General features: G+C 59.1%; 11 protein-coding genes. 4 read left to right on the top strand and 7 right to left on the bottom strand.

Annotated features, from left to right (window positions below; translation table 11 throughout):
• Nucleotides 1-2 precede the first annotated feature (2 nt).
• The 4 genes from VD17_RS08100 to lpxC all read left to right on the top strand — a co-directional run bounded on the left by VD17_RS08100 (nucleotide 3) and on the right by lpxC (nucleotide 4,435).
• On the top strand, nucleotides 3-872 hold the full coding sequence (locus VD17_RS08100; protein WP_046053392.1) for a cell division protein FtsQ/DivIB: 870 nt from the start codon (nucleotides 3-5) through the stop codon (nucleotides 870-872).
• A 14-nt stretch (nucleotides 873-886) separates the two neighbouring features.
• A complete protein-coding gene (ftsA, locus tag VD17_RS08095) occupies nucleotides 887-2,146 on the top strand; it encodes a cell division protein FtsA (RefSeq protein WP_033061341.1) in 1,260 nt (419 codons plus the stop codon).
• 71 nt (nucleotides 2,147-2,217) lie between these two features.
• Nucleotides 2,218-3,411, top strand: a complete 1,194-nt coding sequence (gene ftsZ, locus VD17_RS08090; protein WP_033061342.1) for a cell division protein FtsZ — start codon at nucleotides 2,218-2,220, stop codon at nucleotides 3,409-3,411.
• Between the two features lie 112 nt (nucleotides 3,412-3,523).
• Nucleotides 3,524-4,435, top strand: coding sequence for a UDP-3-O-acyl-N-acetylglucosamine deacetylase (gene lpxC / locus VD17_RS08085; RefSeq protein WP_008147525.1), 912 nt, complete (start codon nucleotides 3,524-3,526; stop codon nucleotides 4,433-4,435).
• Nucleotides 4,436-4,504: 69 nt separating this feature from the next.
• Here the strand turns inward: lpxC and VD17_RS08080 are convergent, their stop codons facing one another.
• The 7 genes from VD17_RS08080 to VD17_RS08050 form a co-directional block, all read right to left on the bottom strand.
• Nucleotides 4,505-6,001 carry a sensor domain-containing diguanylate cyclase gene (locus VD17_RS08080; protein WP_046053391.1) on the bottom strand — a complete coding sequence of 499 codons (1,497 nt, stop codon included), beginning with the start codon at nucleotides 5,999-6,001 and terminating at the stop codon, nucleotides 4,505-4,507.
• Nucleotides 6,002-6,148: 147 nt separating this feature from the next.
• The gene (locus VD17_RS08075; protein ID WP_046053390.1) at nucleotides 6,149-7,468 is read right to left on the bottom strand and encodes an OprD family porin; all 1,320 of its coding nucleotides are present in this window, start codon (nucleotides 7,466-7,468) and stop codon (nucleotides 6,149-6,151) included.
• 195 nt (nucleotides 7,469-7,663) lie between these two features.
• Nucleotides 7,664-7,888: a hypothetical protein gene (locus VD17_RS08070; protein ID WP_046053389.1), complete on the bottom strand. Its 225-nt coding sequence runs from the start codon at nucleotides 7,886-7,888 to the stop codon at nucleotides 7,664-7,666.
• A 332-nt stretch (nucleotides 7,889-8,220) separates the two neighbouring features.
• Complete coding sequence (locus VD17_RS08065; RefSeq protein WP_046053388.1) at nucleotides 8,221-9,585, bottom strand: heavy metal sensor histidine kinase; 1,365 nt, start codon at nucleotides 9,583-9,585, stop codon at nucleotides 8,221-8,223.
• Nucleotides 9,575-10,252, bottom strand: coding sequence for a heavy metal response regulator transcription factor (locus tag VD17_RS08060; RefSeq protein ID WP_007916978.1), 678 nt, complete (start codon nucleotides 10,250-10,252; stop codon nucleotides 9,575-9,577). The genes VD17_RS08065 and VD17_RS08060 overlap by 11 nt, the downstream gene beginning before the upstream one ends.
• Nucleotides 10,253-10,261: 9 nt before the next feature.
• Nucleotides 10,262-13,363: a multidrug efflux RND transporter permease subunit gene (locus VD17_RS08055; protein ID WP_046053387.1), complete on the bottom strand. Its 3,102-nt coding sequence runs from the start codon at nucleotides 13,361-13,363 to the stop codon at nucleotides 10,262-10,264.
• A complete protein-coding gene (locus tag VD17_RS08050; protein ID WP_046053386.1) occupies nucleotides 13,360-14,520 on the bottom strand; it encodes an efflux RND transporter periplasmic adaptor subunit in 1,161 nt (386 codons plus the stop codon). Before VD17_RS08050 ends, VD17_RS08055 begins: the two co-directional genes overlap by 4 nt.
• Nucleotides 14,521-14,781 lie beyond the last annotated feature (261 nt).

The following is a 14,781-nucleotide window of genomic DNA, read 5'->3' as shown; positions in this document are numbered from 1 at the left end:
CCATGCAAGGCGCACAGCTGAGACATCAGCCCTCCGCACCACCCGGCCGCAAGCCGGTACCGCGGGGTGCCAGCCGAATGGTGGCCAAAGAGCCGATGTCTGCGCGCCTGCCGAAAGCCAATTTTGGTTTTCTGAAAAGCCTGTTCTGGCCGGTGTTGTTGGTCGCACTGGGTTTCGGTACTTACGAAGGCGCACAGCGTTTGCTGCCGTACGCCGACCGGCCGATCACCAAGATCAACGTGCAGGGCGATTTGAGTTACATCAGCCAGCAAGCGGTGCAGCAGCGGATCGCCCCGTACGTGGCGTCGAGCTTCTTCACCATCGACCTGGAGAGCATGCGCACCGAGCTTGAAACGATGCCATGGATTGCCCACGCCGAAGTGCGTCGGGTGTGGCCGGATCAAGTGGTGATCCGCCTGGAAGAACAACTGCCGGTGGCCCGTTGGGGCGATGAGTCGCTGTTGAACAACCAGGGTCAGGCGTTCACCCCGAGAGAGCTGGCGAACTACGAACACTTGCCACAGCTGTTCGGCCCACAACGGGCCCAACAACAAGTGATGCAGCAATACCAGGTGCTGAGCCAGATGCTCAGGCCGTTGGGCTTCTCGATTGCGCGCCTGGAGTTGCGTGAACGAGGCAGCTGGTTCCTGACCACCGGCGCCGGCAGCGCAGGCCCGGGAATCGAACTGTTGCTGGGACGCGGCAACCTGCTGGAAAAGATGCGCCGCTTCATTGCCATCTATGACAAGACGCTTAAAGAACAGATTACGAACATTGCGCGCATCGATCTGCGCTACGCCAACGGCCTCGCTGTTGGCTGGCGGGAACCTGTAGCGCCCACGGCAGCCCAACCCGCTGTCGCGAAGAATTGAGAAGAGGCAGGACCATGGCAAACGTGCAAAGCGGCAAAATGATCGTCGGTCTCGATATCGGCACCTCCAAGGTGGTGGCGCTGGTCGGCGAGGTCTCGGACGACGGCACGCTGGAAATCGTCGGGATCGGTACCCATCCGTCCCGTGGCCTGAAGAAAGGCGTGGTGGTGAACATTGAGTCCACCGTGCAATCGATCCAGCGCGCGATCGAAGAGGCGCAGCTGATGGCTGGTTGCCGCATTCACTCGGCGTTTGTCGGCGTGGCTGGCAATCATATCCGCAGCCTGAACTCTCACGGCATCGTGGCGATTCGTGATCGCGAAGTCAGCTCCGCCGACCTCGAGCGTGTGCTCGACGCTGCTCAGGCTGTAGCGATCCCGGCTGACCAGCGCGTGCTGCACACCCTGCCGCAGGATTACGTGATCGATAACCAGGAGGGCGTTCGCGAGCCTTTGGGCATGTCGGGCGTACGTCTGGAAGCCAAGGTTCACGTGGTCACCTGCGCCGTCAACGCCGCACAGAACATTGAAAAATGCGTGCGTCGCTGCGGCCTGGAAATCGACGACATCATTCTCGAGCAACTGGCCTCGGCCTACTCGGTCCTGACCGACGACGAGAAAGAGCTGGGCGTGTGCCTGGTCGACATCGGTGGTGGCACCACCGACATCGCGATCTTCACCGAAGGCGCGATCCGTCACACCGCGGTGATCCCGATTGCGGGCGATCAGGTGACCAACGACATCGCCATGGCGTTGCGCACTCCGACCCAGTACGCCGAAGAAATCAAGATTCGCTACGCCTGCGCCCTGGCCAAACTGGCCGGTGCCGGTGAAACCATCAAGGTCCCAAGCGTCGGTGACCGTCCACCGCGCGAGCTGTCCCGTCAGGCCCTGGCCGAAGTGGTCGAGCCGCGTTACGACGAGCTGTTCACGCTGATCCAGGCCGAACTGCGTCGCAGTGGCTACGAAGACCTGATCCCGGCCGGCATCGTGCTGACCGGTGGTACGTCGAAGATGGAAGGCGCGGTCGAACTGGCCGAAGAAATCTTCCACATGCCGGTCCGCCTGGGCGTGCCGCATGGCGTCAAGGGCCTGGACGATGTGGTCCGCAACCCGATTTATTCCACTGGCGTTGGCCTGTTGATGTACGGCCTGCAGAAGCAGTCCGACGGGATTTCGTTCTCGGGCATCAGCAGCCGCGACAGCTACAGCAATGAAGAACCGAAAGTCGCCTTGCTCGATCGCTTCAAGAGCTGGGTACAAGGCAACTTCTAAAGATTTACCGCAGCACCGTTGTAGATACAGGCAGTAGGCGAAAAAACTAGAGAATTGAAAGGAGAGGGAAAATGTTCGAACTCGTAGACAACATCCCCGCAAGCCCGGTTATTAAAGTTATCGGTGTTGGCGGAGGCGGCGGCAACGCCGTCAACCACATGGTCAAGAGCAACATTGAAGGCGTTGAGTTCATCTGCGCCAACACTGATGCCCAGGCGCTGAAAAGCATCGGCGCGCGGACCATCCTGCAACTGGGCACCGGCGTGACCAAAGGTCTCGGCGCTGGCGCCAACCCTGAAGTAGGTCGTCAGGCCGCTCTCGAAGACCGTGAGCGCATTGCCGAAGTCCTGCAGGGCACCAATATGGTGTTCATCACCACTGGCATGGGCGGTGGTACCGGTACCGGTGCTGCGCCGATCATTGCTGAAGTGGCCAAGGAAATGGGGATTCTCACCGTTGCGGTGGTGACTCGTCCGTTCCCGTTCGAAGGCCGCAAGCGCATGCAGATCGCCGACGAAGGTATCCGTCTGCTGTCTGAAAGCGTCGACTCGTTGATCACCATTCCCAACGAGAAGCTGCTGACCATCCTTGGCAAGGACGCAAGCCTGCTGTCCGCATTCGCCAAGGCCGACGATGTACTGGCCGGTGCCGTTCGCGGTATTTCCGACATCATCAAGCGTCCGGGCATGATCAACGTCGACTTTGCCGACGTACGGACCGTGATGAGCGAAATGGGCATGGCGATGATGGGCACTGGCTGCGCCAGCGGTCCGAACCGTGCACGTGAGGCCACCGAAGCGGCCATTCGCAACCCGTTGCTGGAAGACGTGAACCTGCAAGGTGCACGCGGCATCCTGGTGAACATCACCGCCGGTCCTGACCTGTCCCTGGGTGAGTACTCCGACGTGGGTAGCATCATCGAAGCCTTTGCTTCCGAACACGCAATGGTCAAGGTCGGTACCGTTATCGATCCAGACATGCGCGACGAGCTGCACGTGACCGTGGTTGCCACCGGTCTGGGCGCGAAAATCGAGAAGCCTGTGAAGGTTATCGACAACACCATGCACACGTCCGTGGCATCGCAGCCGCAGCAACAAGCGCCTTCGCGTCAGGAAGCGCCTGCAGTAAACTACCGTGACCTGGACCGTCCGACCGTCATGCGCAACCAGGCTCAGGCCGGTGCTGCAACTGCCGCGAAGATGAATCCGCAAGATGATCTGGATTACCTGGACATCCCGGCTTTCCTGCGTCGTCAGGCCGATTAATGGAATGTATCAGGGCTATGAAGGTGATTGGTGTTCAGCAAAGGTCTGGTCTGCTATCATCGCCAGCCTTTGTTGATACCAGTTCGCAATTTGCGCTGAAGCGGCCCAAGCCATGATTAAACAACGCACACTGAAAAATATTATCCGTGCTACAGGTGTAGGCCTGCACTCCGGGGAGAAGGTATACCTGACCCTCAAGCCCGCACCTATCGACACCGGCATTGTGTTTGTTCGTGCCGATCTCGACCCTGTGGTGCAGATTCCTGCCCGCGCGGAAAACGTTGGTGAAACCACGATGTCGACCACATTGGTCAGTGGTGACACCAAAGTGGATACGGTGGAGCACTTGCTCTCGGCCATGGCTGGCCTGGGCATCGATAACGCCTACGTCGAGCTCTCCGCGTCTGAAGTTCCGATCATGGATGGTAGCGCTGGACCTTTCGTATTCCTGATTCAATCGGCCGGCCTGGAAGAACAGGACGCACCGAAGAAGTTCATCCGGATCCTGCGGGAAGTGACAGTGGAAGACGGCGACAAGCGCGCCACTTTCGTCCCTTTCGAAGGCTTCAAGGTGAGTTTCGAGATCGATTTCGATCACCCGGTTTTCCGTAACCGCACACAAAGTGCAAGCGTGGATTTTTCCAGTACTTCGTTTGTAAAAGAAGTCAGCCGCGCCCGTACCTTTGGTTTCATGAGTGATATCGAGTACCTGCGCAAGCACAACCTCGCACTCGGCGGCAGCGTTGAAAACGCTATTGTGGTCGACGCGGATGGTGTACTGAACGAAGACGGCCTTCGCTATGAAGACGAATTCGTGAAGCACAAGATCCTCGATGCAATTGGTGACCTCTACCTGCTGGGCAATAGCCTGATTGGTGAGTTCAAGGGCTTCAAGTCCGGACATGCATTGAACAACCAGCTGCTGCGCAAGTTGATTGAGCAGACAGATGCTTGGGAAGTCGTGACTTTCGAAGACGCCAGCACTGCACCGATCTCTTACATGCGTCCCGTTGCGGCCGTGTAAGTAAAAAACCTCTCTAGTTTTTTAAAGGCTACCTTCGGGTGGCCTTTTTTTATGCCTGCGGGAAAGGCCTCAGTCCGCAGTGACCACCCGATTACGCCCACTTTCCTTGGCCTGATACAGCGCCTTGTCCGCTGCAAACAATAGCTGTTCCAGACTGATCTCGGCGGAGGTGGTCCAGGTACTGATACCGATACTGACAGTAATCGGCGACTCGGCACCTGGCACCAGCGGCAATTGCTCCACTGTCGCGCGGATGTGTTCGGCAATCTGTTGCGCGCCCTGGCTGTCGGTTTCCGCGAGAATCACCGAAAACTCTTCACCGCCGTAACGGGCGACCAGATCAGCGGGTCGCCTCACATTGTCGGAGATCACCTTGGCCACCGAGCGCAACGCATCATCGCCCCCCTGATGCCCATGACGATCGTTGTAGGCCTTGAAGTGGTCGGCATCAATCATCAGCAGCGACAATGGCTGGCCGGAACGTTGAGCGCGGAACCACTCATGACGCAGGACCTGATCCAGCGTTCGGCGGTTGGCCAGGCCGGTCAACGCATCGGTGGCCGCCAGTTGTGCCAGTTCCTGTTCGGCGTTGTGGCGCAGGCGCAGTTCCCGGCTGAGCAGCCAAGTCAGCCAGAGCAAGCCGATGCACAGCGCAATAGTCGCAACGCTGACCACAACCGTCGTGCGCTTCCACGAGGCAAACACTTCATCACTGGACAGTGCAACGATGACGATCAACGGCAAGTTGCCTACCTTGGAGAACGTGTACAGGCGTTTGTCCTTATAGCGGCTTGAAACACCGGTGAAGCTGCCGTTGCCTTCTTTGACGATGCGCTGGAAGTTGGGACGGTCGCTGAAGTCCTTGCCAATCAGCTCTTCGGCCAGGCGGGGTTCCTGAGCCAGAAGAAACCCGTCCGAGCTGATCAGGTTGACCGAACTGTCACGACCGATGCTCAAGCTGTTGAACAGCTGGTCGAAATAACTCAAGCGCATAGCGGCTTCGGCCACGCCAAGAAATTCGCCCTGTGAGCCACTGACCCGGCGACTGAAGCTGATTCGCCATTCATGTTCAGCCTGTCTGGACCGGAAGGGACGGCTGATGAGCATGCTCGGGTCGCGATTGGTCACGTGCGACTGAAAATACTCGCGGTCAGCATAATTGCCCTTTCTGGGCTCTACCGAGGCCGAGTCGGCGATCACGTCGCCCTTGTTGTCCAGCAACAAAATGTCGCCCTTGTACGGCGCGGCAGTGGCACGGTCAAACAAGGCCAGATGCCGGATAGTCGGGGAGACGTACTTGAGGTCTTCTCGCTGCGAGGCCGCGATCAAGCCGAGCAAGGACAGGTCATAGAGTTCGACGTTGCGCAGCACGTCGGCGTCAATCAACTGCACGATGTTGGATGCTGCACGAGTGGCAGACTGTTCAGCATTGGCGTGTTCGCGAATGAGCAGGAACGCCACGATGCTCAAAATCGCAATCACTAGCAGAAAACTGCCGAGAACCAGAAGCCGCTCCGATCGCGTCGACCGGATCGGATGGTGAGATGTCGCACTGCTCACACTCATGGTTCTGACTTCTGCTAATGAGGCGTTATGAAAGTGTTTTGCAAGACTCAGGCAGAATCCCAGAAACGGTTTGCGATCGGAGCGCCTGTATAAATCCCGGATAAAAAAAAGGCCAGCAAAACATGCTGGCCTTTTGCTTATTGAAGCTTAGAAGACATTGAGCGGGTAGTCGACGATCACCCGGTATTCATCGGTGTCCTGATCCAGCACACCGTAGCCGTTGCCGCCACGGTTGGTCGCCCATTGCAGACGCAGCGCCAGGTTTTTGGCCTTGCCGCCCTGAACCACATACTTGAGATCAATGTCGCGTTCCCAGTGCTTGGCGTTTTTGCCGTCAGCGCTGAACCACGAGGCATAACCGGGGCTGTCCGGATCGACCTTGGTCAGGTCCAGTTCCCCTCGGGAGTAAGACACCGCCGAGGTCAGGCCGGGCAGGCCGAGCCCGACAAAGTCGTAGGCGTACTTGAGTTTCCATGAGCGTTCGTTTGGGCCGTTGAAGTCCGAATACTGCTGGGAATTGTCGAGGTAGACACTGTCGCCCTGGCTGATGTAGTCGAACGGCGTGTTGCCGTTGACCCGCTGATACGCGGCGGTAACGCTGTGATTGCCCACGCCGACGGTGAAATGCAGGCTGTAGGTGTTGTTGTCGATGTTGCCCAGTAGCGCATTGCCGGAGTCTTGCGTGTGATAGAAGTGCAGCCCCGGGTTGAGGCTGACCAGATCATTCAGCGCGTAGGTGTAGTCCAGATCGTAGTAATACTGGTTCCAGATGTCCTTGAGCTCGGAGGCATAGAGGCTGCTGGTCAACCCCGGCAGACCGCTCCAGGCGACACCGGCCCAGTTCACGTGCCGGCTTTCGTCACCATCGGCCAGGCTTCCGTAGGACGTGCCGATTCGGGTGTGTCCGCTCTGGTTGTATGGCTTGGTGAAACTTGCCTGGCCACCTTCAATCATCCAGCCGTCGAAACTGTGGTTGGTCAGGCTGACGCCGCGAAAGGTCTGGGGCAGCATGCGGGTTTCTCCGCCGGCGATCACCGGGGTGGTGAGAAACAAGTCACCGGCCTTCAGCTCGGTATCGAAGGCACGCATTTTCAACGTACCGCCCGCCGTCGAGAACGAGCCCGGCGCTTTTCCGTTGCCATCGCTGATCGGCAGGATGCTCGACCCATCAGTGCCGCCACCGCCGTCGAGTTTGAGCCCGAGCATGGCATGGGCATCAACGCCGAAACCGACGGTGCCTTGGGTGTAACCCGATTCGAAGAGGCCGAGGAAACCCTGGCCCCATTCAATGTTGTCGTCCGTCTGCTGCAGGCGGTTGCGGTTCATGTAGTAGTTGCGGGCGTTGAAGTTGAGGCTTGAGCCTTCAACGAAACCTTCGGCGTTTGAGTCGTCTGCGGCGTGAGCGGCAGGCGCCACCGTTGCAGCGATTGCAATGAATAACGGGTTGAATCTAAGAGGGAAACGCACTAGCGGTAAAGCTCCTTGGGTCAACTAAGAGCCTCATTGTTTCGAGACTCCGGATGTTTCTTGTTAGGGAAGACGAACTGAAGCTGTTTAAAACCACAACGAAAAAAAGCCGCTGATAGCAGCGGCTTTGAAGACAACTTTTCAAAGGGAAGAGCCGATGAAAAGTGTCGAGGGAAACAAAGCGATACTTAATAATCAGCTGTCTTTCTCAACCCGTGGCTGGGCTTGAGTGCTCGACGCTTGAGGGGTTTGCGCAGCTTCCTGGGCCTTGGCCGTCATTTCGCTCTGATGCTGTTCGAATGCAGCTGCGCGTGCGGAATTTTGCGCGACGAACGTCTGCGACTCTTCAGCGATGGCGAACGGAGACAGAAACAAAGAGGACAAAACGAAAGCGCTGGCAATACCCATAGTGTTGGACATCTTTAAAACCTTCTTGCTTGGCAAGTGCTGTTTGGTGCGGCAAAGATAAGGGGGATTGGAGAGGGGAAAAAGAGCGGATTCATGAAAGGACTGTTGCGTGGGAGGTAAGAGTCGAGTTTTGCGTTGTAGCTAAGGGCCACCCCTCACCCCAGCCCTCTCCCCACGGGGGAGAGGGGAAAGGGAGCAGATCGCACGCTTTTCAAAACCTGAGTTCGACTCGATATTTCAGGTCGATGTCACTCGAAAAAACACCTCGGTCAGTCCCCTCTACCTCTGGGCGGTCCGACGTTTCGGGAGGGTTAGGGTGAGGGGGGATCTTGAGTCGAACTCTGTCAGACGGGAAGATGAATCCCAAACGTATTCATCCCATGATCACTGCGCACAAACACATCCCCCCCATGCATCAACGCAATCGCCTTGACGATCGCCAACCCCAGCCCATGGTTGTTGCCACTGTTGCTGCGCGACGCATCGACCCGATAAAAACGCTCAAACAGCCGCGACAAATGCTCGCTGGCAATCGGCGACCCAGGGTTCGCAACCCCGATGCTGACCTGATGCTCCTCAACCTCGATCCGCACCTCAATCACCTGCCCGGGTTCAGTGTGTTGCACTGCGTTACTGAGCAAGTTGATCAACGCCCGACGCAGATGAGCAATCTCGATCCGCACCTGCGCATCACCACTGACCTGCACCTGTACCTGCGCGTCTTCAAGAATGAAATCCAGATACTCCAGCGTTGTCGCCACTTCGTCGGCCAGCGAGGTTGAGGTCAGTTTGGTGGCTTTGCTGCCCTGATCCGCGCTGGCGAGGAACAGCATGTCGTTAATGATCGAGCGCAGTCGTTCAAGCTCTTCAAGGTTCGATTGCAGCACTTCAAAATAGTGTTCGGCGGATCGCCCGCGGGTCAGCGCGACTTGGGTCTGGCCGATCAGGTTGGTCAGTGGCGAGCGCAGTTCGTGGGCGACGTCAGCGTTGAACGACTCAAGGCGCGAGTAAGCCTGTTCGACCCGCTCCAGTGTCGAGTTGAACGAATTGACGAACTGATTCAATTCCGGCGGCAGAGGCGACAATTGCAGGCGACCGGACAACAACGGCGGGGCCAATCGCTGGGCTTCCTGGGACAACTTGATCAGCGGCTTGAGGCCGATTCGCGCCACCCAATAACCGAGGGCCGACGCCAACAACACGCCGATGATCGCCAGGCTGATCAGGGCAATCAGTAGATGATGCTGAGTCTGCAGAAACGTCTCGGTGTCGATGCCGATCATGAAGCGCAACGGCGGGCGTTGATCCTTGGCCGGGAATTGGCTGACCAGCACTTTCAACGGAGAAGGATGATCCGGCAGGTTCAAGTCGCGCATGCCCAGTGGCCCTTCCGCAAAGGCGCGGATCTGCGGCGTCAGGTTGCCGTATTCGTAGTTTGGATCGCCACTGATGATCCAGAAACTGATGCGCTTGTCTTCTTCGCCGAGCAGCTTGAGCTTGTTGTTGATTTTCACCCAATGCTCGGGTGTGCCGTAGCGCCCGACCGTGGATTCGAGCACGCTGTAGCGCGCGTCCAGCTCCGCCTCGGGCAGCAAACCCAAGCCTTTATCGACCTGCTGGTACAAGGCCCAGCCGATCAACAGAAACACCAACAGTGCCACCAGCGTGAACATTCCACTGAGGCGCAGGGCAATCGAGTTACTGGACACCACGGCTCTCCAGCACATAACCCATGCCACGAATCGTGTGCAGTAGCTTCTCGTCGAACGGCCCGTCGAGCTTCGCTCGCAAGCGTTTGATCGCGACTTCGACGACGTTGGCGTCGCTGTCGAAATTGATGTCCCATACCATTTCGGCGATGGCGGTTTTCGACAGGATTTCACCCTGACGGCGGGCCAGTACGCTCAGCAGCGAGAACTCCTTGGCGGTCAGGTCCAGGCGTGTGCCGGCGCGGGTGGCTTTGCGGCTGATCAAATCTATCCACAGGTCGGCGATGCTCACCTGCACCGGTTCATGGCCACCGCTGCGGCGGGTCAACGCTTGCAGGCGCGCCACCAGTTCGAGGAAGGAAAACGGTTTGCCGAGGTAATCGTCGGCACCGTCGCGCAGGCCTTTGATCCGGTCTTCCACACGCTCGCGGGCGGTGAGCATGATCACCGGGGTTTGCTTGCGCGCACGCAACGCGCGCAGTACGCCGAAGCCGTCGAGGCCCGGCAGCATGACGTCGAGGACGATCACCGCGTAGTCGCTTTCCAGCGCCAGGTGCAGGCCTTCGACGCCGTCGCGCGCCAGGTCCACGGTGTAACCCTGTTCCGTCAGACCGCGGTGCAGATAATCCGCGGTTTTTTCCTCGTCTTCGATAATCAGAACGCGCATGACCCCGCCTCAGTCTGTGGTTGCCAGCGCCGGCATCGGTGCGGGTTTGGGCTTATGGAAAAGCCGCTCCAGCCACAAGTATATGACCGGAGTGGTGAACAACGTCAGCGCCTGGCTCACCAGCAAGCCGCCAACGACCGCGATCCCCAATGGCTGGCGCAATTCGGCGCCGGTGCCGTAGCCGAGCATCAGCGGCAGCGCGCCAAGCAGTGCGGCGAGGGTGGTCATGATGATCGGCCGGAACCGCGTGATACAGGCCTGGTAGATCGCTTCTTCCGGCGGCAGCCCGCCCTTGCGTTGGGCTTCGAGGGCGAAGTCGATCATCAGGATGCCGTTCTTCTTCACGATCCCGATCAGCAATACCAGCCCGATCAGCGCCATGATCGAAAAGTCCTGCCCGCAAATCCACAGCATGATCACCGCGCCGAGCCCCGCCGACGGCAGCGTCGAGATGATCGTCAGCGGATGCACGAAGCTCTCGTAGAGCACGCCGAGAATGATGTACACCGCCACCAGTGCCGCCAGGATCAGCCAAGGCTGGCTGGCCAGCGAACTCTGGAACGCCTGGGCCGCGCCCTGGAAGTTGCCGCTCATGGCGGCCGGCATGCCGATTTCGGCCTTGGCCTGGTTGAGCATGATCACCGCATCGCCCAACGCCACACCGGGCGCGAGGTTGAACGACAAATTGGCAGCCGGGAACATGCCGTCATGGGCGATGGACAGCGGGCCAACCGTTGGCGCGTCGAATTTCGCCAGCGCTGACAGCGGCACCATTTCCCCGCTCAGCGGCGAGCGCAGGTAGAAATAGTTGAGGCTTTCGGCCTTGCCGCGCTGCTTGGTGTCCAGTTCCAGAATCACGTTGTACTGGTTGATCTGAGTCTGGAATTCGTTGATCTGCCGCTGACCGAAGGCGTCGTACAACGCTTCATCGACATCACTGGCGGTCAGGCCGAAACGCGCGGCGGCGCTGCGGTCGATGCTGATGTGGGTGATGCTGCCGCCCAGTTGCAGGTCGTTGGAAATGTCGCGGAACGCCGGGTTGGCGCGCAGTTTTTCCGTGAGGCGCTGGGTCCAGGTGCTGAGGGTCGCGCCGTCGTTGCTCTTGAGCACGTATTGGTACTGCGCGCGGCTCGGACCGGAACTGAGGTTGATGTCCTGCCCGGCGCGCAGGTACAGCACGATGCCCGGGACTTTCATCAGTTGCGGACGAATCCGGTCGATGAACTGGCTGGCGGAGACGTCGCGGTCGCCGCGCTTTTTCAAGGAGATCCAGAAGCGACCGTTGGCGATGGTCTGGTTACTGCCAGAGACGCCCACGGAGTGGGAAAACGCTTGAACCGCCGGATCCGCCGCGACGATTTCGGCCATCGCCAAGTGTTTTTTCACCATGTCGCCGTAGGAAATATCAGCGGCGGCTTCGGTGGTGCCGAGGACGAAACCGGTGTCCTGCACCGGGAAGAAACCTTTGGGGATAAAGATGTAACCGGCGATGGCCAGACCGAGGGACAGGCCGAATACGCCGATCATCAGTTTCTGGTGGGCGAGGGCCCGGCGCAGAAGTTTTTCATAGCCTGCCAGCAAGCGTTCGCCAAAGGTTTTTTTACCGTGGGCGTGATGCACTGGCGCACGCATGAACAGCGCGGCGAGCGTCGGCGCCAAGGTTAGCGAGACCACCACCGAAATCATGATCGTCGAAGTGGCCGTCAGGGCGAATTCCTTGAACAGCCGCCCGACCACACCGCCCATGAACAGCAGCGGAATGAACGCCGCCACCAGCGAGAAACTGATCGAGACCACGGTAAAACCAATCTCGCCGGCACCCTTGATCGCCGCCTCGCGCATGCCGTCGCCAGCCTCCAGGTGGCGGTGAATGTTCTCCACCACCACAATCGCATCGTCGACCACAAACCCCACGGCCACCACGATCGCCACCAGCGTCAGGTTGTTCAGGCTGAAACCCATGATGTACATCAGGGCGAAACTGGCGATCAGCGAAACACCCAACACGGCGGACACGATCAGGGTCGCCGACCATTGGCGCAGGAACAGCGCCATCACCGCCACCACCAGCATGATTGCGATCAGCAGGGTGACTTCCACTTCGTGCAGCGAGGCGCGGATGGTTTGGGTGCGGTCGACCAGCACTTTGACCTGCACCGAGGCCGGCAGCATGGCTTCGAGACCGGGCAAGGCGGCCTGAATGCGATCCACGGTTTCGACGATGTTGGCGCCCGGTTGCCGGGAGATGACCAGGTTCACCCCCGGCTTATCACCGGCCCAGGCTTGCACGTAGGCATCTTCCGAACCGTTGACGACTTTCGCCACATCCTTGAGGTGAACCGGTGCACCGTCCTTGTAGGAAACGATGAGTTGGCTGTATTCCTCGGGGTGGAACAACTGGTCGTTGGTCGACAGCGTCGAAATGCTCGACTCGCCATACAACGCACCTTTGGCCAGGTTGAGGCTGGTGTTCTGGATCGCCAGGCGAATGTCTGCCAGGGTCAGGCCGATGGCTGCGAGTTTGTCGGCCGAGGCCTGTACGCGGATCGCCGGACGTTGCTGACCGGTGATGTTGATTTGTCCTACGCCGTCGATCTGGCTGATCTGACGCGAGAGCAGGGTTTCCACCAGGTCGCTGAGTTCGGTACCGGGCATTTGCGTCGAGTTGACGCTGAGGATCAGCACCGGGCTGTCGGCCGGGTTGACCTTGCGCCACGTCGGTAAGGTTGGCATGTCTTTGGGTAGTTTGCCGGCTGCGGTGTTGATCGCGGCCTGAACTTCCTGAGCGGCGGTGTCGATGCTTTTGTCGAGGGTGAATTGCAGGGTCAGGTTGGTCGAGCCCAGCGCGCTGCTCGAGGTCATCTGGGTCACGCCCGGGATGGCGCTGAATTGCACTTCAAGCGGCGTGGCCACCGACGAAGCCATGGTCTCCGGGCTGGCACCGGGCAATTGCGCCGCCACCTGGATGGTAGGGAATTCGGCTTCCGGCAACGGCGCGATGGGCAGGCGCGGGAAGGCGATGACACCGAGCAGCACCAGCGCAAAGGTCAGCAGAATCGTCGCAACCGGATGGTCGATGCACCAGGCAGAGACCGAGCCATGGCCCTTCATGGTTTCGGCTCCGATTGGACCACTTGCGGTGGATCACTCAGGACCTGGACCGTCGACCCGGGCTTGAGCCGCGACTGGCCGTCGCTGACCAATATGTCGCCGGGTTTCACGCCTTTGATGATGTCCTGGCCGCTGCCTTGGTGGACCATCTGCACTTGAACGGTCTCGACTTTGTCACCGTTGACCCGGTAGACGAAATGTTGATCAAGGCCGCGTTGTACGACAGTGGGCGGCACCACCAGCGCATCTTTATCCAGCGCTGTCTGAATTTTTACCGTCACCAGCAACCCCGGCCAGAGCTTCTGCCCAGGGTTGTCGAATTCAGCCTTGGCGCGGATGGTCCCGGTGTTGGCGTTGATCTGGTTGTCGATCAGGGTCAAATGACCCTCGCCCAGTAGATTGCCGGTTTCGCCGTCGGTGTCGGCGCCGATGTAGGCCTTCACCTGAGCATGTTCCGGATCGTTGATCAGGCCCTGCAGGGTCGGCAGCATTTGCTGTGGCAGGGAGAACTCCACGGCGATCGGGTCGATCTGGGTCACCGTGAACAGGCCTTGAGCGTCGGTCATGCGCAGGAAGTTGCCTTCGTCCACCGTGCGAATACCAACGCGACCGGTCACCGGGGAGCGAATCTGTGTGTAGGAGAGCTGCACTTGAGCGGCGTCGATCGAGGCCTGGTTACCTTGGGCGGTGGCTTTGAGTTGGTTGACCAACGCCTGTTGCTGGTCATAAGTCTGTTTGGATACGCCGTCGTCCACGCTCAATAGCTTGTAGCGTTTGAGGTTGACCAGCGCGACTTGCAGTTGCGCCTGGCTTTCGCCGAGTTGTGCCCGGGCCTGATCGAGGCTGGCGCGGATCGAGCGGTCATCGATGGTGGCCAGCAGGTCGCCTCTGTTCACCAGTTGGCCTTCTTTAACCAGGATTTTGGTGAGGATGCCGTCGATTTGCGGGCGCACCACAACGCTATGCAGGGACAGCACCGAGCCGATGCCGCTGACGTAGCGGGGGACGTCTTTTTCGACGACGTTCACGACCCGAACAGGGATCGCAGAGGGTGCGGTCAGTTTGGTGGTAGCAGGCTTGATGGCGTACCACAGCCCCAGCGCTGCCAGAACGATCAGAAGGGCTGCGAGCAGGACGGGTTTTTTCTGAATTCGCATGCGAGTGGGGCGCCGGGGCTGGGTGGTCGGAGTTTTTTCAGGTTTATACCTCCCTTTATAAACCTGTTCGCCCGTCAGGAAGGTGACTGCTAACTGACGGCGCTGTCAGTTTGGACCTCTGCGGATCGACGCCGATCCCCCGTAGGAGCTGACGGAGGCTGCGATCTTTTGATCTTGGCGGCCAGGTAGCCGACCAAGCTCTTGTGGACTGAGTACATATCCATTCCTGCAGTACCGGCAGCTGGCGGGTTCGCCCTTACG

The organism is Pseudomonas fluorescens (assembly GCF_000968015.1).
Taxonomy (GTDB): Bacteria; Pseudomonadota; Gammaproteobacteria; order Pseudomonadales; family Pseudomonadaceae; genus Aquipseudomonas; species Aquipseudomonas fluorescens_W.
This window is presented reverse-complemented; position numbering and strand designations above follow the sequence as displayed.

Coding starts and splice junctions, on each gene's coding strand:
- lpxC (WP_008147525.1), top strand. CDS start 3,524: ATGATTAAACAACGCACACTGAAAAATATTATCCGTGCTACAGGTGTA.
- VD17_RS08055 (WP_046053387.1), bottom strand. CDS start 13,363: ATGAAGGGCCATGGCTCGGTCTCTGCCTGGTGCATCGACCATCCGGTT.
- ftsA (WP_033061341.1), top strand. CDS start 887: ATGGCAAACGTGCAAAGCGGCAAAATGATCGTCGGTCTCGATATCGGC.
- VD17_RS08050 (WP_046053386.1), bottom strand. CDS start 14,520: ATGCGAATTCAGAAAAAACCCGTCCTGCTCGCAGCCCTTCTGATCGTT.
- ftsZ (WP_033061342.1), top strand. CDS start 2,218: ATGTTCGAACTCGTAGACAACATCCCCGCAAGCCCGGTTATTAAAGTT.
- VD17_RS08060 (WP_007916978.1), bottom strand. CDS start 10,252: ATGCGCGTTCTGATTATCGAAGACGAGGAAAAAACCGCGGATTATCTG.
- VD17_RS08100 (WP_046053392.1), top strand. CDS start 3: ATGCAAGGCGCACAGCTGAGACATCAGCCCTCCGCACCACCCGGCCGC.
- VD17_RS08080 (WP_046053391.1), bottom strand. CDS start 6,001: ATGAGTGTGAGCAGTGCGACATCTCACCATCCGATCCGGTCGACGCGA.
- VD17_RS08070 (WP_046053389.1), bottom strand. CDS start 7,888: ATGTCCAACACTATGGGTATTGCCAGCGCTTTCGTTTTGTCCTCTTTG.